This window comes from Mesorhizobium sp. BHscii, from assembly GCF_053848065.1.
In genome coordinates, this window is record NZ_JBSPKW010000011.1 from 1 (window position 1) to 19,587 (window position 19,587).

General features: G+C 55.8%; 20 protein-coding genes and 1 pseudogene. 11 read left to right on the forward strand and 10 right to left on the reverse strand.

All coding sequences use genetic code 11. The features are described from left to right. The first annotated feature begins 698 nt into the window (after positions 1-698). The 5 genes and pseudogenes from ACWTU7_RS16460 to ACWTU7_RS16480 all read left to right on the forward strand — a co-directional run. Entirely contained in the window at positions 699-1,412 is a 714-nt protein-coding gene (locus ACWTU7_RS16460; protein ID WP_455839310.1) for a thermonuclease family protein, read from the forward strand. 1,128 nt (positions 1,413-2,540) lie between these two features. Continuing rightward, positions 2,541-2,738, forward strand: coding sequence for a hypothetical protein (locus ACWTU7_RS16465; protein ID WP_455839309.1), 198 nt, complete (start codon positions 2,541-2,543; stop codon positions 2,736-2,738). After that, a complete protein-coding gene (locus tag ACWTU7_RS16470; RefSeq protein ID WP_455839308.1) occupies positions 2,738-3,583 on the forward strand; it encodes a hypothetical protein in 846 nt (281 codons plus the stop codon). Before ACWTU7_RS16465 ends, ACWTU7_RS16470 begins: the two co-directional genes overlap by 1 nt. After that, positions 3,580-4,191 (forward strand): hypothetical protein, encoded by a 612-nt coding sequence (locus tag ACWTU7_RS16475; protein ID WP_455839307.1) that lies wholly within the window; start codon positions 3,580-3,582, stop codon positions 4,189-4,191. Before ACWTU7_RS16470 ends, ACWTU7_RS16475 begins: the two co-directional genes overlap by 4 nt. A 358-nt stretch (positions 4,192-4,549) precedes the next feature. Further along, positions 4,550-4,866, forward strand: a pseudogene (locus tag ACWTU7_RS16480) (integrase core domain-containing protein); the annotation flags it as partial. Between the two features lie 22 nt (positions 4,867-4,888). Here ACWTU7_RS16480 and ACWTU7_RS16485 read toward each other — a convergent pair. The 4 genes from ACWTU7_RS16485 to ACWTU7_RS16500 all read right to left on the reverse strand — a co-directional run bounded on the left by ACWTU7_RS16485 (position 4,889) and on the right by ACWTU7_RS16500 (position 9,395). Further along, positions 4,889-5,527, reverse strand: a complete 639-nt coding sequence (locus ACWTU7_RS16485) for a uracil-DNA glycosylase family protein (protein WP_455839306.1) — start codon at positions 5,525-5,527, stop codon at positions 4,889-4,891. A 164-nt stretch (positions 5,528-5,691) separates the two neighbouring features. Then, entirely contained in the window at positions 5,692-7,812 is a 2,121-nt protein-coding gene (locus tag ACWTU7_RS16490; RefSeq protein WP_455839305.1) for a topoisomerase DNA-binding C4 zinc finger domain-containing protein, read from the reverse strand. A gap of 77 nt (positions 7,813-7,889) precedes the next feature. Then, positions 7,890-8,630 carry a PP2C family serine/threonine-protein phosphatase gene (locus ACWTU7_RS16495; RefSeq protein WP_455839304.1) on the reverse strand — a complete coding sequence of 247 codons (741 nt, stop codon included), beginning with the start codon at positions 8,628-8,630 and terminating at the stop codon, positions 7,890-7,892. Positions 8,631-8,633: 3 nt separating this feature from the next. Then, the gene (locus ACWTU7_RS16500; protein WP_455839303.1) at positions 8,634-9,395 is read right to left on the reverse strand and encodes a vWA domain-containing protein; all 762 of its coding nucleotides are present in this window, start codon (positions 9,393-9,395) and stop codon (positions 8,634-8,636) included. A 382-nt stretch (positions 9,396-9,777) separates the two neighbouring features. Here ACWTU7_RS16500 and ACWTU7_RS16505 point away from each other — a divergent pair, with 382 nt between their 5' ends. Further along, positions 9,778-10,749, forward strand: a complete 972-nt coding sequence (locus ACWTU7_RS16505; protein WP_455839302.1) for a S1 family peptidase — start codon at positions 9,778-9,780, stop codon at positions 10,747-10,749. A gap of 1 nt (position 10,750) precedes the next feature. On the opposite strand, the gene ACWTU7_RS16510 is transcribed toward ACWTU7_RS16505, so the two are convergent. Together ACWTU7_RS16510 and ACWTU7_RS16515 are read right to left on the reverse strand one after the other, a co-directional pair. Further along, positions 10,751-10,858 (reverse strand): hypothetical protein, encoded by a 108-nt coding sequence (locus tag ACWTU7_RS16510; RefSeq protein WP_455839317.1) that lies wholly within the window; start codon positions 10,856-10,858, stop codon positions 10,751-10,753. Between the two features lie 94 nt (positions 10,859-10,952). Then, positions 10,953-12,137, reverse strand: a complete 1,185-nt coding sequence (locus tag ACWTU7_RS16515) for a Swt1 family HEPN domain-containing protein (protein ID WP_455839301.1) — start codon at positions 12,135-12,137, stop codon at positions 10,953-10,955. Positions 12,138-12,334: 197 nt separating this feature from the next. On the opposite strand from ACWTU7_RS16515, the gene ACWTU7_RS16520 reads away from it, so the two are divergent. Continuing rightward, entirely contained in the window at positions 12,335-12,970 is a 636-nt protein-coding gene (locus ACWTU7_RS16520; RefSeq protein ID WP_455839300.1) for a recombinase family protein, read from the forward strand. Positions 12,971-13,023: 53 nt separating this feature from the next. On the opposite strand, the gene ACWTU7_RS16525 is transcribed toward ACWTU7_RS16520, so the two are convergent. Continuing rightward, positions 13,024-14,430, reverse strand: a complete 1,407-nt coding sequence (locus ACWTU7_RS16525) for a KAP family P-loop NTPase fold protein (RefSeq protein ID WP_455839299.1) — start codon at positions 14,428-14,430, stop codon at positions 13,024-13,026. 191 nt (positions 14,431-14,621) lie between these two features. Between ACWTU7_RS16525 and ACWTU7_RS16530 the strand changes: the two genes are divergently transcribed. The 3 genes from ACWTU7_RS16530 (at position 14,622) to ACWTU7_RS16540 (ending at position 17,607) form a co-directional block, all read left to right on the forward strand. After that, positions 14,622-15,500 (forward strand): DUF6615 family protein, encoded by an 879-nt coding sequence (locus ACWTU7_RS16530; RefSeq protein ID WP_455839298.1) that lies wholly within the window; start codon positions 14,622-14,624, stop codon positions 15,498-15,500. 42 nt (positions 15,501-15,542) lie between these two features. Continuing rightward, positions 15,543-16,694, forward strand: coding sequence for an HNH endonuclease (locus ACWTU7_RS16535; protein WP_455839297.1), 1,152 nt, complete (start codon positions 15,543-15,545; stop codon positions 16,692-16,694). A 607-nt stretch (positions 16,695-17,301) separates the two neighbouring features. After that, positions 17,302-17,607, forward strand: coding sequence for an ArsR/SmtB family transcription factor (locus ACWTU7_RS16540; RefSeq protein ID WP_455839296.1), 306 nt, complete (start codon positions 17,302-17,304; stop codon positions 17,605-17,607). A 50-nt stretch (positions 17,608-17,657) separates the two neighbouring features. Here the strand turns inward: ACWTU7_RS16540 and ACWTU7_RS16545 are convergent, their stop codons facing one another. Both ACWTU7_RS16545 and ACWTU7_RS16550 read right to left on the reverse strand, forming a co-directional pair. After that, positions 17,658-18,368 carry a hypothetical protein gene (locus tag ACWTU7_RS16545; protein WP_455839295.1) on the reverse strand — a complete coding sequence of 237 codons (711 nt, stop codon included), beginning with the start codon at positions 18,366-18,368 and terminating at the stop codon, positions 17,658-17,660. A gap of 12 nt (positions 18,369-18,380) precedes the next feature. Then, positions 18,381-18,713 (reverse strand): hypothetical protein, encoded by a 333-nt coding sequence (locus ACWTU7_RS16550; protein WP_455839294.1) that lies wholly within the window; start codon positions 18,711-18,713, stop codon positions 18,381-18,383. A 93-nt stretch (positions 18,714-18,806) separates the two neighbouring features. Between ACWTU7_RS16550 and ACWTU7_RS16555 the strand changes: the two genes are divergently transcribed. Next, positions 18,807-19,082: a helix-turn-helix domain-containing protein gene (locus tag ACWTU7_RS16555; RefSeq protein WP_455839293.1), complete on the forward strand. Its 276-nt coding sequence runs from the start codon at positions 18,807-18,809 to the stop codon at positions 19,080-19,082. 54 nt (positions 19,083-19,136) lie between these two features. On the opposite strand, the gene ACWTU7_RS16560 is transcribed toward ACWTU7_RS16555, so the two are convergent. Beyond that, on the reverse strand, positions 19,137-19,508 hold the full coding sequence (locus tag ACWTU7_RS16560; RefSeq protein ID WP_455839292.1) for a hypothetical protein: 372 nt from the start codon (positions 19,506-19,508) through the stop codon (positions 19,137-19,139). Positions 19,509-19,587 lie beyond the last annotated feature (79 nt).

The following is a 19,587-nucleotide window of genomic DNA, read 5'->3' on the forward strand; positions in this document are numbered from 1 at the left end:
GCGACTCAAGCCGCAGGGCGGGCAATCGGTTCCGGAACATTTTAGCAAAATTGAATGTTTAGTTGGAAATGACGAAGCTGGAAATGGACCCTAGGCCATGGCTGTAAAGATCGGGCGATGAAGTCACACTCACCGTGACAATCCTGAAGGTACTGGACAACGGCATGTCGAGCGTGAGCATACCCTCTTACAGCTTTCCCTTTTCGATCGAGACACCGAAGAGAACAAGGGCTGGCCAGAAATCGAGATCACCGGCTTTGTCACTCGGGTGGATGACGAGGACGGCAAGGTGACTGTCAGGATCGAGGGACGTGGCCTAGTCACGGTAGACATCGAGGCCGTCTCGCGCGAACAGACAACGAAGGTGCTCAATCGCTCCTGAAAATCGGCCTGTGGATAGTAACCCGCCGTTTACCACGTCGCTGCAATCGCATTGAAGGTCCCACACGAGCGCCTACCGTGTATTTGCGCCTGTTGTTGCCGGCGCGCCCCCGCCAAGCTGGCGATCGACGTTTTCACGTTTCTCTACAGTATGCGTCGATCGCAGCTCTCCCCGGATTCGACATCTCCCCAATCGCAAGGCATGATCATTGCCGGCGTTCGGGGGGATGCTTATGGGTTGGGGCAGACAGAACACACGGCCAAAGAAAACTCGTCGGCCGGCGAGGCGTTCGGCTTTTCGCGATCCTCAATTTCGCTTGGCAGCGGTAGTCCTGCTCGGTGCGGTGGGCTACGTCTCAGTCAATTATTCGGATTTCGAGCGGGTCCCGTTCCTGGGAACGATGAAAAATCCCGGCGCGGTCGCCGGGGTTGCTTCCGTAATTGACGGTGACACCATCGAGATCCACGGCCAGCGCATACGCTTCAACGGGATCGATGCACCGGAATCGGCCCAGCAATGCGATGATGCCAAGGGCTTTCGCTACCAATGCGGGGCAAAGGCCGCCGCGGCGCTCGATGCGTTCCTAGCTGCCTCCAAGCCGGTGCAGTGCACGTTTGTTTCGTGGGATCGCTACGGGCGCTATGTGGGCGACTGCGCTCGTGCTGACGGTGTCGAGATCGCTTCCTGGCTCGTCGAGCACGGTCAGGCTCTGGATTGGCCACGGTACAGCCATGGAGCCTACACACAGCAGCAAGCGAAGGCCGAGGCGGCAAAGACAGGCATCTGGGCCGGAACGTTTCAGGCCCCATGGGATTGGCGGGCGGAGCATTCAGAAAATTCACCGGCGGTCAGCCAACCGCTTGGGATCATCAGCCGTCGGCAGCTTGCGCAAAGCTACTCGTGCCAGCCGCGGCGCACTTGCTCGCAAATAAGTTCCTGCGACGAAGCTCAATGGTATCGCAACAACTGCTCATGGGGCGGCAAGCTGGATCGCGATGGGGATGGCACCGCGTGCGAAACGCTTTGCTAACGGGTTAGCCGGCGACAGGGGTGTGGTTCGCTTCCGCCACTAGGTTTGAAAGGCGCCGGGCTTTTCGAGTTCAATGCCCCGATTAGGGGGGAGATCAATATGCGGACGAAATTCTGGCTGCTCACAGTTCTGCTTTGCGGAGCATGTACTGTCTCGCAACCAATAAACGTACAAGCAGGGGTCCAGCTATTCCGACCGCCTAAGCGCCTTCGATCAATGCGATTTCGAAGCGATCCAGAAGATACCGCGCGCCTTGGCAACCCAAATTAGCGGGGCTACTACAATCCGGGATCTCTGCAGTGCAACACATTCGGCACAATGACGACGTGCAACCGCGTCGGCGAGATGAATATTCCAGCCACTGCCACAACCTACGATGCGAACACTGCGATCCGGACCCGCTACATCAATCGGTGCCTCGAAGGTAAGGGGTATGTCGTTTTGCAGCGCGCTCCCTGTCGAACAGACGCCGAGATCGCAAAGGCGCGATCAATCCTCGACAACCAGCCAAATCAGGGTGAAATCACCTGCGCGCTGACATCACGATAGCTAATCGCAGGCTTCCGAAATCTGCGCCGTTCTCGTATCGTTGTGCCCGGAGGCTGTTGACGGGTCGGCAGGATTAACGTCGCTGTGTGGGATTATCTGTGGGACGCGTAAAACCCTGAACAGGTGGCCACCGCCGGATGGGCCGCTACAGGGCGGTTGATGGGAAAAAGACGGCTGGCGCACTCCGACCGAATCGGTTGTGAGTTGTGCGGCGCACAATCTAGACGAGTCGGCCGGAATCAGAGATGCTCCGATAAAATCGGCAGAAAACCGCAGACAGGCAGTTAGGAGGGGATCAAGCAAGCCGTTGATTCTTGCGAGTTTTTTAATGCGCCCCTAAATAGCGTGGAACGCCGCTTCTCGTCACCTTGACTCTAGCAAACGAGACCACTCATATCGTCGGCGCGGCGGGAAGCTTCCTGCTGCCCGAAACGACAAAGCCGGGGCTCACGACCCCGGCTCCGTATCGGTAACCGCAAAGTCTTGGATGGCTTGCGGCTAGTCGTTTGGTGACAAGGGATACATACCCTCATTCGACTCGCTGTCAAGCCATCCAGGCCGATAGAAGGTTTTGGACCAATGAGCGAGACCAATCCCACATACAAATTGACGTTCGATGACGCTGTCGAAATTTGGTTGCGGCACTCGAACGGCGACTACCAGCACCACATCGCCGCTGACTACTGGGTGAACCCCGGTCGTATTAACGACGTGCTCAAGGGCCGGAAACATCTTGGAAGCGAAAAGATCGCAGCCGAAAAAAGGACTGCGGCCTAATGGAAAAATCCGGAGATGAGATCGACAAGGGCGCACTCAACGCTTCCTCGGTCAAAAAATGGTCAAGGACCGCAATGAACGCAGCGGGGGGCATCCCGTTCGTGGGAAGCTTCCTTTCCGCCGCTGCTGGGCATTGGTCCGAAGAGGAGCAAGAACACGCAACCAATGTCATCCGACAGTGGCTTCAGATGCTCGAGGACGAGCTTCGGGAAAAAGGCAAGACGATCGCCGAAATTGTCGCTCGGTTGGATATGAAGGACGAAAAGGTCACGGAGCGGATCGAGTCTCTCGAGTATCAGTCGCTGTTGAAAAAGTCGTTTCGGAATTGGTCGTCGATAGACACAGAGTACAAGCGACAACGCCTTCGCAACATCCTGACGAACGCGGCTGCAGCGGAAACCGCGTCTGATGACGTCGTTCGGCTCTTTATTGATTGGGTGAATCTCTACTCCGATTTCCACTTTGAGGTGATCGGAGAGATTTATCGAAATCCAGCGATCACTCGCGGCGAAATGTGGAGCAATCTCGGCAAACCGCAAGTGCGGGAGGATTCTGCAGAGGCCGATCTGTTCAAGATGCTCATTCGGGATTTGACACTCGGGAGTGTCATTCGCCAGCACCGCCCAACGGACTATGCAGGCAACTTCCTCAGGAAGACGCCTTCGAAGCGGTCTGCTCCTGGCCAAGCCCCGGCCACGGCAAAATCTGCCTTCGACGAAATCGACCCATACGAGCTAACAGATCTAGGCAAGCAGTTCGTCCACTACGCAATGAATGAGATCACCGCGAAAATTGAGTATCACGAATTCACTGAGCCAAATTCTGTTGGCGAGAAGGCAGCATGAGCGAACATCTTTTTCAGGGTCCAAGCTGGCATCAGGAATTTGAAGCCAGAGTGCGCAAGGCGATCGATACCGTTGCAAGAATGCCAAGGGATGAGGTTTCGAATCCTGCCTCTGCCGGAATTTTGGACGAGCTTGCGAGGTCATTTCGATTTGATGTTCCCACCCTTCTTGTCGATCAGAAATCTGGGAACCGCCGCGAGGAAAGGCGAGTAACTGAAGATGGCTGGGGAGAGAGAGTGAACCACTCATTCCCCATAATGGACATCACAATACCTTTCTCTGGTGATCCAGATGGATTTCGGCTTCATCCTTCTCATTCGCCGCATGGGCTCCGGGCGACCATTCGGTCGGGCTCGATTGTACTAAGCCTCCCCGATGATGATAGGGTTCAATCTGCTGTCGATAGCTTTGAGGGTCGTGTCTCTCAGACGTTGGATTTGCTGCGAAGGGAGGTAGCCACGTCGGAGCCGCTCCTTGCTACGGCAATAGAGAACGCCTTCCAGCAAAGGCATAAGGAAGTGGAGGAACAAAGCCGCCGTGACGGCAATTTGAGTTTCCGGTCCGGTAAAAGTCCGACTTATACAACTTTTATGTCAAGCACTACGTAGGAGGGCCATAGTCGCCGAGTGCTAGATCTGCGCCGCCCGATCGGGCCCCCCCATGTCGTTGCCACTATCGTCCCGAGCTGAGCAATCTCAGCGCATATTAGCACGTTGTTCCTCCAACTTCCCCGCCGACCAACCTGGCCACGCCGTGTCCATCATCGGCATACAATTGCAATAGAGGTCGTCCACAAACCCGGTTGCCCGATCTCCGCAGCGCCATGTTGATAGTACTGGTCGTAGAACTGGTGCCAGGCAGCCACATACAACGGGTATGGGCGGGCGGTAATATCCGCCACCGCCATACCCGTTGTTCGCCGCAGCGCGGGCCGCAGCTGCTACACCCGCGACCGCTATGCGCTACCCCTGCATGATCGTGTCGGACAACGGCACCGAGCTGACCTCGAATACCATCTTGGCGTGGCAGGAAGATCGGCAGGTCGAATGGCACTACATCGCACCGGGCAAGCCGATGCAGAACGGCTTCGTGAAGAGCTTCAATGGTCGACTGCGCGATGAGTGCCTCTTCACCAGCTACCGGCAAGCCCGAAACAGCATCGAAGAATGGAGGATCGACTACAATGTGAACCGCCCGCACACCAGCCTCGACGGGGGCTTGCCCCGACCGAATTTGCCACCCGGTCCGCAAAGGATCACAACGTGAACAAGGCCAACTTATAGACGCGGACAAACGCGGAGCACGTCAGCCGATACCCAGCTTCTTCATATCGGCCCAGAAGAGATGGTGTCGATTCCGTCCTGGATGAGCCACCTGCCTCACAGCTACTCCCATTCGGCCAAGTGCCCTTGCTGATACACCGCCAATCGCAATAATGCGCTTCGGCTTAAACGTGTCGAGGATCAGTGTCAAAGACTCCCGGCAAAGTTCGTGATGCTCGTGAGTGGTTTCTGCATTTCTGACTTGCCCGTTTCGCAGTTTGAACGGGTGCAGCATGACGACGTTCCACAGAAGTGGCATCGGCTTTGGGAAGATTTCCCAGATCGCTGTTGATGTTCGGCTTGCGCCGCTTTCTGGATCCCGTGTCGGCACGGCGAAGGAGTTCGGCAAGCCCAGCATGTCGGCCATTTCTTTCAAGTTGTCTTGATGGGTGAAAGGCACGCCCGACCAGCGCGCGCCATAACGCGAAGGGGCCTCGGCTATCCACAAGTCGATAGTTGGTCGCTCAATAAAACTCCGAAGATAGAGCCCAAGATTATGCCGGCGTAATTTCGGCGCATCCGCATCCTCGCGGGCGGCTTCATAGCTTTCGTAGTGATTGAATAGATTGGGCTCAGAAGGTATCCGCCGGATCGCGTCAACAATTACGTCTGCGGCGTCCATGGGGTACCTTTTCAGTTCACATTCCCATAGCACCCGCCGATTTCAACGGGTCAAAGCAGACATCCACCCGGCGGACGAGCCATGCTGACATTGTGGCTCGGCGGGCTTCAGAGCGCCACTAGCCGTCTTTGTCGAATTGATCGGGTACAGTGTCCATGCAATCATCATGGAATGTTTCTGATCCCGTCGCAGGAGGGATACCGAGCGCATCCCCAGAACCGTTTGCCTGCATAGCGACCCCGATGGGCAAGGCGGCTTACCATGGCAGATCCGCATTTAGGGCATGTCACTCGGCCCGGGCTACTGGATAACGGCGGTTTTCGGCTAGGTAACGCCGGGGATCCCGGCGACAATGGTCTTGCTGAGTAGGAGGAGGAATGTTTCGCGTTGGCAAACATTGAGTCTGGCGGCGCGAGATTGAGGGGCGACACGGCGATTCCGATCAGTTCTGCATCGGCCTCCGCAACCTTGAACCTGCGATAGGCCTCCACCAGACTCGCATGGGGGTTACTCTTTGAAGTTTCAATGCGCTTGATCGCATCGCGCAGCGCGTCGGCACCTGAAACCAGCCGTTTCTGGAGATCACTACGCATCTGAGCGACTTTTTGGTCGATCCTTTGCCTCTCAGCTTGGTCGACGGGTGTAGGATTTGGATTGAACACGAACCGCGCATCGTGGCGCCTTTTCCAGTCCAGGAGACGCTGTCTGCGGACTTCTCCTATCCCGGGAACCCTTGTGACGTTGTGGTCAATATCTGCAGCCGTTTCGTAACCATACGCGACAAGCGTCTGGGCGAGGCCTCGGTTGATTGACTGGATTCTCTCCTTATCGACCCGGAATCTGTCGAGATAGTCACTTAGTTGCTTCGCGCGGCGGCTATCCTGATATTCGCTGTGCCACTTCGCCTGCAATTGCGGTAGGCTCTGATACTCCTGTTTGGCTCGCTCCAAGGCCGCCTTAATTCTGAAAGGCTCAATAGAACCACTGTTGCGATGGAAGGTCTCTAGCTCGGATGCGACAAGGCCGCGATCCCGGTCCAGTGCCTTTCTGACCTGCGTGAATGCCTCCGGGGTGGAACTGAGTCTGTTGAGACCGAAGCCTGCCATCCCCAGTGCTATCCACCAAAGTGCCGGAATGAAAGCGATCAACCCACCCGCTGCGCCAATAAGCAGCAGGCCAAATACTCTGCTGGTCCAGCGAGCACCGACGGCCTCTCTCCCTGCACTGCTGGGGACGGGCGTAGTGAGAGGCAATTGCGGAAAGACAGTCTTTGGATCCGGCAAGACAACAGCCTCGATCGCTGCCCAAATCTGATTGAGATCGAAATTGGCAACCGCTGCCGGCGACACGGCGCTGGCCCTGAAGACCAGCGGAAATAGGACGGTACCAAATCGGTTGTCCATGGCGCACCAAGGACAAGATCCAGCATCCTTCGGAAAGAAGTGCTCCTTGTGGGTGGGACAGGTCACGAGTGAGCTTTCGATAGTTCCTATTAAGCTGACCCAATCTCGAGCACTCGGTCGTATCCGGCTGGCATCTGCCGTAAAGGCTTGCTCAAAAGCCATTGCGACGGCCTTAGGCATCATCGACGGACCCGGGCCATGTGGAGGGGGAGCCATGCCTGTCTGACGCAACGTGGAGTAGGCGTAACGCCCCTCGGCAATAGCCCGCTCAAGTGGCATCTCATCAGTGCCGCTATAACGCCCGGCGAAAGGATGCTTGCCTAAGAACAGCAGCTGAAAAATCGCAACCGCTAAGCCGAACGCATCGTGATTGACGGTTCGTACGATCTGGTCGAGGGATTTTCCTTGAAGTTCCGGCGGAGTGTATTCCGGAACACCTACGCGGCAAAGATGGTTTGTCCCGTTACGGCTGACCTGAAAGCTATCGGCATCGATTATTGCGACAAGAGCGCGATCGGAGATCAGGAAGCCGGAATGATTGATGTCACCCACGATACAGCCGGCATTGTGAACGATCCCCACTGCCGCAGCCGCATTCTTGGCGGTGCGCACCAGAAAGCGGTAGTCAGCCTCTGGGAAGTTCTGCTTACGGGCCTTGGGGGCGTAGAGTTCATGAAGCGGCTTCGACGCACTGACAAGGTTCATCGTGAATCCGAGGAACTTGCCCTTCGTGTCAGTTACAATCTCGGTCGGAAACGAAATGAGCTTCGTGCGGGACGAAAACCCGGCTTGGACGATGGCGCTGATCTTTTCGAAGCGAAGCTGATCTGGCTGGAAATAAACTTTCACCGCCTTCGTAGGATCATTTGCTAGCTGATACACCTCACCCTCTCCGCCCTTGCCGATTCTGCGGCCGAGTGGAACCTGTTGCCCTCCTACGCGAATAATGGGCGCGGTCATCAGCGTACGGCTACGATCATCGTTTTATCGTCATCGGTTCGCTCATTGATCTTCGGCGACCCAAGGTATGAATGGAGTTGGCGCGAGAGGGCGCGTTGAGCTCCCGGCAGTCCGCTGTCTTTCATGGCTCCGCTGATAGTATCGAAGAACCCTGATGGCGCGGTGTGGCTCGCAAAATCGAGGACAAGTCGCTCTATCCCGTCAGAAAACAAGGCGATCGCATGCGGTGGATTGTCAAAGGTCGTGGTGCGCAGGCGGACGCCAGCGTTGTCCGTCACGAAGAAAGTAGTCGAAGCGTACTCACCAGACTCTGGCCAGGACACACATTCCCATTGCCCGCCCGGATCATCCTGCCGAACGATCGCTCCGTCGCCAATATGGGCGATGAATAGACTTCGAGCGTCCGACATTGCAAATAGCATGGTCGCCGCGAAATCGCGCATCTGCAGCCCGTGGCGTGTAGCTGTTGAAGCGATCGAATCTCGCAATTCGTCGATCCATTCCTCGAAGAGATTTCGATTAGGCACCTTTCCATGTAACCGCGCTCGGTTGGTGAGAAACCGGCAGGTGATGGTAGCTCCATATCGACTGTGAGACGCGCTCCCAGCTCCGTCCGAAACGGCCGCAATCAGCCTGCCATAACGAGACTCGAAGCAGCGATAGGCATCTTGCCTATGGGTGTTGGACCGCTCGTGCGACGTCCCCCGCCTCGAGGCGGCAATCCATTTCCACTTCGACACAGGTCACCCGGCAACGGCCCATCCATCCGGTGCTGCCGGGTTTTGCAGTGGAACCTGCTCACCCGGTTTCGACTGCGAAACGGAACTGAGTGACGCTGAAAGCCACCGGAAGAACTCGGCGAACTGCAGGCCCTTAAGTTTAAGCGGTGCACGCACTGATATTTGTTGGAGAACGCCGATGTCAGCGCCCTCGACACCCACGGCATAGAACATGAATTCCTTTTTGCCCTCGCCCTGATGCACAGCTTGGGCGGCAGCCTGCCAGGAATCCGTGGGTGCGCCGTCCGTGATCAGGAATATCCACGGGCGATAGTAGGGAGTACCATGGGCCTTGTAGGCGGATTTGCGGTCACGAAGCATCTGAAGGCCGTGCATAACTGCTTCACCTAGGGGTGTCGCTCCGGCCGCTTGGAGAAGCGGCGGATAAAAGCCGTCCACCGTCACGAATTCCGAGACGGTTTGTACCGGTCCGAAGCTGACTATGGCGATTTCAACGCGCTTGGCGGCGAGACTGTCTTCCGACAGCGCTTGCTTGAACGCCGCGATACCCTCGTTTAACTGGCGAAGTGGTTCGCCAGTCATAGAGCCGGAGTTATCGAGAAGAAGAATGCAGGGACAGCGCGGCTCCGTATTCTCGATGAGATCCGCGCCGCCAAATGGCGTTTGTTCAAGATCGGTCATGTCTGAGTCTTTCTTTTCCTGATACTTCAAGTTTTCGAAACTTGGGCGGCTGTGCGTCAGCGCATGAGGGCGGCGGCTACCCATGGGATACTATCGCCGCCCACCTGGTCGGCGTTCAGTGAAAAAGCTTTGCCAATAGACCCCAGAACGAGAATGTCGTCCGGTTGTAAACCCGATTGTAGGCGGCCTTTTTCGGACTTGTAATCCAGCCCAAACCTCCTGGCGCGCGAAGGCCGAGCTTCGTCTTGATGATCCGTTTTGGTGATATACGTGCCGCGAAGCTACGTCGCAAACTAGGTCTGCGCAAACCAAATTTCATAACATTTCCCCCTGCCGTGTACCATATAAAACCATCATCGGAGCCGGTCCACTAGTACATTCGCGAATGCGCTTGCGCGCACCGAGCCGAATAGAATAATCCCCAGGCGGCATTGATGGAGGTTCACTTCGTGCGAGTTGGAGTTCAATGCAGAGCCAAAGCTGGAACCACTCTTTTGCTGTAAGGGTTGGAGGAGTTTGGATCGCTGACGACGACATGACAAATAAAAGCTGGATCACCGTCCGTACGCTTGAGGCCGAGGATAATCGACGCCGAAACTGGGAATTATCCCCTCGATACAGTGACGACCCAGGAGGGCGCTACTTTTTAGTTCAAGATCCATTCAATATTAGAAAGGCCGTTGTCCCGCTTTTTCGAGGGCTAAAAGATGGGTCGCTAAAAGGCTTAGGAACCGCCTTCGGAATTTCGACGGATGGCATCCTGCTGACAGCAGATCACGTGATCTCGGATTTTCGAGAGCGATCCAGGGTAATCGATCATGACGTTCTTAATCCGAAGTTTGAGTATCTTGACAATGAATGCTTGGTTGCATTTCTTTCTCCTGGCCTAATCTTCGGAACGATCGGTATCGGGCCTGCACATCTTCCGATAATTGTCGCGGCCCATACACCAATTAAACCTGGAGATGATCCCCTACGAGCACTACGAGGCGAATTGCACTTCTCGTCAGCGGATGTCTCAGTCTTGCGGACTCAACCTCTATCGGCAGAACTTCACACTCTTTCCCTACAGCTTAGCCAGGATCATCCCAAAATCGGAGATCAGGTAGTCGCCATCGGCTACCCGCAAATCGACACCGTAAAAGAGCATTTGCCACAGATTGTAACGCGTGTGGAGGAAGGAATGTTTGCCTCTTACGGGCAAGTCATCGCGGTTCACCTCAACGGACGCGACCGAGCTAATGGGACACCCGTTTTCGAGGTCGATGCTCATTGGCCGAGCGGGATGAGTGGGGGCCCGGTGCTAAATGCAGATGGTCAGGTAGTGGGCATTGTTAGTCGATCTATCGAGGCAAGCCACGAACATCCCGGAGTTGGATGGGCCACTTGGTTGGGACGCCTTCCAGAAGTCGGGCAGGCGATGCGTCAGGCGCTTTAACCTATCCGTGGCAGCTGGCGCCGGGATAGATCAGGCGACCTTCAATGGAATCGGGAATGATATGCTCAACATGCAGCCCATCGACGCCCCCGCGCGAGCCGCAATAGATGCATCTTTTGGCTCGATCGGAACTCCACTTTAAAGGTGTAGATTCGCGTTAGTTTGGCCAAAAAGAAGGTATCCCTGCATAGAGGAATCCGCGGCTACGGTAGAATCTGAGCGATCTTCAGCGACCGCAGCACGCGAGTGGCTTCACTGACTAGCACCAATGTGTCAGCGCGCCCGATCGGCCTTCCGTGAGCAATTGCTTTGCGGATTGGATGCAGACGTTCGAGCGAAACCCGGAAGTCATCCCTCTTGATGAAGATATGACAAAACGAAGGCCAGTTGTCATTCTGGCAGATAAGCTGTGCTAGATCCATGAAGTCCGCGTACTGGATCAGATCGTAGATTGGTCGTCCGGCTGCACGCTCTTCTGCTTGACGCTCGACCCATCTATTTCTCAGATCTCCAGGAACACGGCGTTTAATCCATGCATCTCCTGCAAGGGTGCGTAGTTCCGCACTGACAAGAGCACGTAACGCGTTCTCAAGCGTCACGAGGATTGTCCAGTGGATGGGATCGAATACGGCACCGGGGTCTTCAGAATCAATGGCGCGCGGAGGCTCGATCTTTGTTAGGCTGAAACGAAAACCTGCGGAAAAGGTCACCTCGCTGTAGGCATTTGGCGCAAATGCGATGAGCTCAGCATTCATCCCACCGGCTACGGTCTCAGTATCGGCATCCAGGGGATTTGTGCTCTCATCAGCAGGACGACCGTTGCCAAGCTCGTCATTAACAAGCTCAGACGCGGGCTTTCCGTATGGCTGCGGGCTATGGACCGCGTCGCTAAGCCGCGCAAGGCGGGCGAATCCGGCTACCGATATATTGAGATGGGCTTCGAGCGCCCACGTCGATCGCATTGCGATCATTCTCTCCGCCAACGACTCCCGCCACACTGCTATATTGCGAAACGTATCGGCGTAGGGTGCAACCGCCTCCGCGATACCCCGGGCCAACTGATGTGCGGCATCAGCCGTTGGAAGAACTACCGGCTGGATTGCCAACAAGGCAGTCCTTAAATCCTCGCGTAACTGCTGAGCAGCTGAAATAAATTCAGGCTCCCGAAGGGGAGCTGTTATCTCTTGAATGCGCGCAACCGCCGTCTGAAGTTGGCCATGACCCAAGCTGGCATTGATGGCCTCATGGGCTGCGATCACTGTACTTGCCGCGCGTTTCAAATCTTGGGACGTGACCAGTTGATGGGAAGCTCGGATCATTTCCTGGCCCTGATCCAATGCCCTAAGCGCTTCACGCACCGCCCTATTGTTGAAGGGATCATCACGCATATGTACCGCTTCCCTGCCGCAAATTTGCCGAGCGAGACCTAAATCTGAAAGCTCAGCTATAGCACGAAGCCGATTGATTCGGGACACTACCGGCGTCCACCCTCGCGAGGGCCGGCGGGCATTCGATGTGTTGTCATCACCGGCAGGTTGGCGGAGGCCTTAAAACATAAACCAGCATTTATGTTTGACGAGGATCCTTGAAATACGTCGGCTATTATCGCGTTTCGACCAAAAGGCAGGCTCGATCTGGCCTCGGATTGGAGGCTCAACAGCAGATGGTCCGGCAATTTGCCGGAGCTCATGGCGAGCTGATCGGCGAATTCGTTGAGGTGGAATCGGGCAGGAACGACCGGAGAATTGAACTAGCAAAAGCGATAAGCGCCGCGAAAAGAGCCGGAGCTTCGCTGCTGATCGCCCGGTTAGACCGCTTTTCTAGGCGTGTCAGCTTCATTTCGGCGATGATGGAAAAGGGAGTTCGCCTCGTCATCGTCGAGATGCCCCACGCAACAGACTTTCAGCTACATATCTTCGCCGCGCTGGCTCAGGAAGAGCGTCGGCTGATTTCGGAACGGACTAAGTCCGCATTAGCGCAAGCTAAGCGTAGAGGAGTCGTGCTTGGGAGAAATGGAAATGTCTTGGCAGCGGCAAACAAGGCAAGGGCAATGCGTTTTGCGCACCGATTGCGCTATGTGCTACCTAACGCTTGGGAAGCGATGTCCTACTCGGAGCTGGCGCGCCGCTTAAATCAGGCGGGTATTGTCACGATTAATGGCAATTGCTTCCATCCTCAGACCGCCAAGAATCTCGTTAAGTTGCTCTCTGCAACCACATAGCAGGCGGTCCGATAGCTTAGAACGGTCATCCGGGCGTGGCTACCGGCTATGCCTTAGCTCTGTCGGATAGAAGCTTTTCCGACTGTTAGTCTGCCAGCTTTCCTGATTGTAGGCCCTAGTTGATTGAGGATAGAGTGAACGTGAGTTCCATGGAACATGTTCGAATGGATTGCGCTGAACTCTACCACGCGAAATCGCTCTGCATATTCGTCCGAAGGTGTCGATGCGCGAAGCGACTCCGTGACTGACGAGGACACCAACCGACGAAAGGCGTTCATAAAGTCCAATATCGAGGTGGATCTGTCGGATCCAGCATCGCTAGACCGGTTGTAAACCCTTTCGGTGAAGAGCGGCTGGTCATTGAAGAAGTCGGCGAAATCATCCGGGTTCACCTCGGCGTCGGTTGCAAAGTTGAAAGCTAGCAATCGCCGCTGCTGATAGGCGGCTACCAGAGGAAACGCAAAAAGAGCGGGGAAAGGTAACCGCTCGTCGAATAGGCTTCCAACACTCCAGAGGATGGCAAGAACTTGATGGACATCTCTTGGCCAAAGGCCCAACTGGTCGGCCATTTGGCCCATTAGGACCAATTGGTCTTGCTGCCTGAAAGGCAGCAAGCGTTCCACCGGAAAACCTTCTGCGTCCCATCTTGCTTTGACCAATTGCGAAAGGTCCGGCCTATCGAACGTATAAGTCCTGTCGAAGAATCGGAGAAGATATCTGTCCGCATCGAACCCTTGTCCATAAACCGCCCGGATAGTGTGCGCGAGCTGATCGGTATGGGTCGCAACCACGAAAATGACATTCGGGACATCAAACAAATGTTTGATCCGCTCCAGCAGGGCGACCGCATAGGTCGGCTTACAGCGGTCGAGTTCGTCGATCAAAACAAATAGAGTAGGCTGGTTCGTCACAACCTTTGCCAGGGTGTCTCGAAAGCTGTCTATAGCAGCTTGACCTTCCTCGAATGATCTTAGTGCATCTTCCGCATATTCATTGGCGACATCTTGACTGGTCTCCCTGAGAGTGTCGCCAACCCCCTTTGTGATTTCGTCGACTGCCTTCCCGATGAAAAACCCTGCGGCTCTGCTTGCCAATCCAATTCCGGTGTGGATTGCGATTTTCGACAAATTCTTCGTGATGGCCTTTACCACGGTCGTCGTCGTATCGCCTTTGCCCAGCGCCTTCAGAATAGGCGATATAACAGCGAACATCGGATCCAATGCATGATCGTCGCGCCACGCGTTCACTTCGGCCACTCTGTAGCCTTGGGCTGACAGTTGGCGTGCCATATTGTTCAGAAAGTACGTCTTACCGGCGCCCCACGGAGCACTCACATTGACAGATGTTCCCGTCGCGCCTCTTTTTATTGCGGCAGCGTTCTGCTGTAATAAGAATTTGATGAGAAAGTCGGCGTCTTCTCGACGATTCAAATAATCGCCATCCCAGATCTCTTTGCTCATAGTGCGCTCCGCTCATGGCATCCGTTCACCACTTTGTAGACGCTTATGGGTCGGGGACGATATCGCGAGAAGCTTTTCCACCGACTTTGACGCACGCTCATCGCAATACCCGAGTTGAGACAGGCACGCCGGGCATCTGTGCGCCTCGAGATAACCGCCGGAGAAGATGTCAGCCAGTATAGGGGGGATCAATGGCATCGAATGTCCAACTTTGCGCCAGTTTTCGAAGAGAGGCGGGCCGCGTCTGGAAGCAGATGGCGACCGCTCGCAGCATGGGTCTGTTCGTCGGCGAGGAAACGATAACCGAAACCTGCCTCTACAACATTGCGATCCGCCACTGGAAAAGTAGCATTGCGATCATTCCGGCGAGCAAGCCACAGGAAACGGTCCATGGTGCCGACTGGGAATGGTGGTTCACCCGAAAGGGGCGCGGCGTAGGCTACAGGGTGCAAGCCAAGCGTCTCTTTCCGAGCGGTCGATATCAAAGCCTCTTCAAGTCCGGTGACAAGTACGGCCAGTTGAAGACGCTGGTCGCCAACGCCAAGGCTGACAACCTTGACGCCCTGTATTGCTTTTACAATTTCGACCATTCTAACGGCCTTCGCGGCTTCACCAACGGCTGTCCACACTCCTATCGCGGCCCGAGTTTTTGGGGTGGCGCGATCGCCCTGCCCGAAGACGTAGAGCAGGTGGGCTCGAATGAGATCAAAGACCTTCGACACATTATGCGCCCCTGGCACTCGCTGGTCTGCCTCTCTTCTCCCGGGGCCCATCTTCCGACCTCAGTTCTCAAGAACGTGAGGCAAATGGCTGCGCCCCGGACGGTCGGCCCAGAAAAAACAGGTCGTCGCGAAGCCATTGAGGTCGCCTCCTCGCAGCGCGATTTGCCGAAATATGTACGCCGGTTGATCGAACTCGACCGCTCGACGCGCGACGCACCGCCAGAGGAACGACGTTACCTTGATTTTGCGTATTGGCAGGAGGGCCTCCTTTCGGGGGGCGATGTCTCCGAAGAGGGAAACCTTCCCGGTGAGGGCGTAGCCGGACTCACCGTCTTCGACGAGGAATGAGCAGACGTCTGAATAATAATCTGAACGTTCTGGGAGCGCAGCGTGGGATTTGAAGACATCGACAGGAATGCAGTTCTTCGTGCGATTGAAGAATACGATCAGCTCGGTCGGCCAAATTTTCTGAAACACTACGGCTTTGGCAAAGCCCGTTCATACGTCTTGGAGCACGAAGGCAAGCCTTACGACTCAAAGGCGATCGTCGGCGTCGCCCACCGCTACGCCCGCCCGGACCTCGGTCCCTTAAAGGCCTCGGATTTCAGTGGCGGTGACGCGACCGTCCGCAAGAAGCTTGAGCAGCTCGGCTTCCAAGTGATCGGCCGTTCGGGCGACACAACATCGCAGGGCCTGCAAATCGGCGGGGTCTACACGCGCGACCGTCTCCGCCAAATGTTCGGAATCGTCGACGCCACCTTGAACACTGGCGTTTTCCGGCCAAAAGGAACTCGATCAGTCTGGCTTTTCATCACGGCTGAAAAGACCGCCGACAGGACGCAATACCATGACTCGCTCGTCGGCGATGTTCTGCACTGGCAAGGTCAAACGAGCGGCCGAACCGACGCGTTGATCATAGATCACCAAGCAAACGGACTTGAGTTGCTGGTCTTTTACCGCCAGCGCAAATACGAGTTCGACGGTGCCGGGTTTCGCTATTTAGGTCCGTTCAACTATGTTAGCCACTCCAGCAGCTCTCCTACGAGCTTCATTCTGCACCGGGCCAATCAAGGCCATTCGGCGATCATACCGCCGGAGGAGTCAGACCCTGACGTCTTCGACCCGGACAATGTCCAGGACGCGCGCAAAAAGATTGCGCGCACGATCGCTCAGCGAAGGGGACAGCAGTCGTTCCGCGACGCCCTGCTCTCCGCCTATGAAGGCAGTTGCGCCATCAGCGGCTGCACCGTGGTTGACGTGCTGGAAGCGGTACACATCGTCCCCTACAAAGGCGACGCTACGAACGTCGTCAGCAACGGGCTTCTGCTTCGCTCGGACCTGCACACGCTGTTCGACTGCGGCCTCATCTGGATCGACACAAAGAAGATGACCGTCCAGATTGCCGGCGCCCTTGTGAAGACGGAATACGAAGAATTACGCGGGCGAACGCTACGCGTACCCAAAAGCGCCGCATTGGTCCCGAGCATCAAGGCGTTGGACAAGCACCGCAACGAATCCACGCAGGATGAAGCCTCGGCATAGCAGGCGACGAGAAATCCCCCAGCTACGATATCTGCTTTCTAGTCGCCGGCGGTCCTTCTACCGTAGTGGAAATGCCCCTAGCAAAGGCTTTCATGGAATCCCGTCTTTGTCGCGGTCTAGCTTTCCGCCCCACGAACAATTATCGCGATACCAGCGCGCTTTATCGCAAGGGCTGATCTGTCCGAACCGAAAACTGTTTGCGATGGGTAGAACCACGGTCTATCGTTTCAAGATTTTAACCGATTTCTGGTTTGATCGATCTCGCCGATCGATCTCTGGCTGATTTGCATGCTTTTTAGCTTCTTTCACAGGGATATAGACCCCACCGAAAAAAGCTCAGCAGGCGTGGAATGGCGAAGGGATCGCGAATGGCTGCGAGGATTGCCTTCAGCAGGATTTTCGATGCCGATTTGGTCGTGAAAGCTCGGGAAAAGACGAGAATTTGGTGCTGATATTTAGGGGTTGAACGAGGTAAACGCGGGTTCTGGGGCTATTTATCGCCGAAAACACCATCCAAACGGCCGGGATCAATGAAAATCCGCTCCAAAATACGTCGTTGTCGATAGTCGGTTGCTTGGGGATAGCGCCACCCATCGGAAACAAACTGATGGAGCCGACGATGGACTACCGACTTATGAAGGCGCTTGCCTGTGACAGCAGGCTGAAAATTCTCGACTACCTGAACCACCCGGAAGAGCATTTCCCTGACGTGCCTGACGCTTCAGAGACCGGCCTGACCAACAAAATGATCTCGCGCAAGCTGCGGATCACCCAGGAGTCTGTCAGCATCCACATGAGATGGCTGACGGAGACGAAGTTGGTCACGTCGACAAAGATCGGCACACGTGTGTTCTATAAGCGGAACGAGGATGCGATCCAAAAGGCGGTCGGCTCCCTAATCAGCATCCTATGACTGACGAATAGGGCGGTGGGCTTGTCCGTCATCCCGGGCGAGCATGGCGGTCAGTAGTGGATCGAGCCCCTCTGGCACCTGTGCCATTTGTACTGATAGCTAGATTGGCCGTTCTTGCCGTAGCACCATTTCGCAGATTCGAGTTGACGAGATAGCGCGTCTCTCGCTTTGCAGGCCATTGCGGTCTGCGGATCATCTCCTGAGCCGCCACGACAATATTCGTTGGCCGCCTCCCACTGACGAATCAGCTTTGTCGGTGGGATCGCCTTCGTCGCCTCGACCTTAGGGCTATGTTGTTCGGTAGGAGGGACAATCGAAATCCCGGCAAGATGATCTTTGCCTTGGTCGGGCTTGTCCGGCGGAACCTTCACATCGCACAAAGTCAGTTGGAAACCGTCCATTCGTACGGTTCGAGGATTTTCCACGTCCAGTATGAAGGAGTGCTGGAAAGGATTGCCAGTCTCCAGGCAATCGGCTTCAATCGCGTACCGATTTGTCCGTAGCTTTCGCACGGAAGCGACTACGCATCCGACTTCGGGAACCTCGTACGCATGACCGCCTGTCGAGACCGAGAACTCGATGGAATCCAGTTCGCCATTGCGAAACTGTTCACAGTACTTGGCCGATCTCATGTAGGCGCCCTCAGCAATCGGGAGTGCATCCGTAGCGTTGGCGACAGGCGCTCCAGCGATCAGCGATAGGAGCGGAAGCACCGTTTTCATCGAAGACCGGGCTAGGAAACTACCGAACAGAGCACCCATCGGTCGCCCTCCTCAGTAGTAGTAGCGCTTGTTCCGGAACAGGTACATCAGGATGTAGACCGGTATCCAAAGCCCACCGGTTATGATCACCAACAGGATGTGGAACCAGTGGGGGAACCGCTTTACTGGGCCGCCGACGCCAGTCGCAGCTGCGGCGGCAGCCGCTCCTCCGCCAGCGTTCATGAACACCTGCGGGCTATTTCGTTGGCTTTTCAGAAGCTCGATCTCTCGCATTTGCGGATCCAGGATTTCCCCGCAGTGCTTGCATTTCCTGGACTTAGTGTTGATCGGCTCCGAGCAATACGGGCAGTCGATCGTAGCGGCTGGCGAAGCGGTCTCGTCCATTATTCCCCCAACAAGTCTGATACCCCGAGGAGATAAACTCCTCAGCCCATAATCATGGTCTTATATTACGTGGTTTCGAGCAAGGGCAACTGATTGCTTCCTGAAATGGAAGTGCAGTCGCTGGTCGCTTGGAATCTTCGACGCTTGAGGGTTGAACGAGGCATCTCGCAGGATGACCTGGCCCTTAGCGCCGACGTTGAAAGAGCTTATGTGGGCTACCTGGAGAGAGGAGCGCGCAACCCGACGATCATAACATTGGAAAAGGTCGCGAAGGCTCTCGATGTCCACATCGCGCAGCTGTTCCGGGAGCCCGAACCTGACGAACAGGTGCCTGCGACCTTGAAGGCAGGTCGAAAGAAGAAGCAATAGCTAGACCCATCCCACCATTCCCGGCGGGATGGGTATTCGTTTGGCAATACTTCTTCACCGCCCTTTCTTGAACCGTGCCCGGACCTGTTCCGACACGGTTGCCAGCTGGCTGTCGAACGTGCCGTCGATGGCGGCTTCACGTGCCTTCTTCAGCGCATCGACTACCGCACCCATGTCCGCGCATGCGATCGCATGCTTGCCCTTGGCAAGTTCCAGGGGAATTTTGCCATATTTGATCGCCAGGATCGGCTTGCCGTCGAGATCGACAGTCCACCAGCGACCACGGAATTTCCGGCCGACATTCTCCGGATCGGCCATATAAAGCTGATGGTCGATCTGCATGACCAGGCGCTGGCGACGCTTCGATGCCGGGTCGGTCGGTGCCTGCTTTGGGGCTGCCACCAGTTTAAGTCCTTCGAATGCCATTGCGATCTCCTTTGGTTGATGATCGACAACGGCGTCCCGTCAGACGGCCGAGAAGGTCAACGCGGGCCAAGTCAGCCAT

Bases quoted from the DNA above. Each gene is read 5' to 3' on its own strand.
- ACWTU7_RS16465 (WP_455839309.1), top strand. From the start codon at position 2,541: ATGAGCGAGACCAATCCCACATACAAATTGACGTTCGATGACGCTGTC.
- ACWTU7_RS16470 (WP_455839308.1), top strand. From the start codon at position 2,738: ATGGAAAAATCCGGAGATGAGATCGACAAGGGCGCACTCAACGCTTCC.
- ACWTU7_RS16475 (WP_455839307.1), top strand. From the start codon at position 3,580: ATGAGCGAACATCTTTTTCAGGGTCCAAGCTGGCATCAGGAATTTGAA.
- ACWTU7_RS16485 (WP_455839306.1), bottom strand. From the start codon at position 5,527: ATGGACGCCGCAGACGTAATTGTTGACGCGATCCGGCGGATACCTTCT.
- ACWTU7_RS16500 (WP_455839303.1), bottom strand. From the start codon at position 9,395: ATGGGTAGCCGCCGCCCTCATGCGCTGACGCACAGCCGCCCAAGTTTC.
- ACWTU7_RS16505 (WP_455839302.1), top strand. From the start codon at position 9,778: ATGCAGAGCCAAAGCTGGAACCACTCTTTTGCTGTAAGGGTTGGAGGA.
- ACWTU7_RS16515 (WP_455839301.1), bottom strand. From the start codon at position 12,137: ATGCGTGATGATCCCTTCAACAATAGGGCGGTGCGTGAAGCGCTTAGG.
- ACWTU7_RS16525 (WP_455839299.1), bottom strand. From the start codon at position 14,430: ATGAGCAAAGAGATCTGGGATGGCGATTATTTGAATCGTCGAGAAGAC.
- ACWTU7_RS16530 (WP_455839298.1), top strand. From the start codon at position 14,622: ATGGCATCGAATGTCCAACTTTGCGCCAGTTTTCGAAGAGAGGCGGGC.
- ACWTU7_RS16540 (WP_455839296.1), top strand. From the start codon at position 17,302: ATGGAGCCGACGATGGACTACCGACTTATGAAGGCGCTTGCCTGTGAC.
- ACWTU7_RS16545 (WP_455839295.1), bottom strand. From the start codon at position 18,368: ATGGGTGCTCTGTTCGGTAGTTTCCTAGCCCGGTCTTCGATGAAAACG.
- ACWTU7_RS16550 (WP_455839294.1), bottom strand. From the start codon at position 18,713: ATGGACGAGACCGCTTCGCCAGCCGCTACGATCGACTGCCCGTATTGC.
- ACWTU7_RS16560 (WP_455839292.1), bottom strand. From the start codon at position 19,508: ATGGCATTCGAAGGACTTAAACTGGTGGCAGCCCCAAAGCAGGCACCG.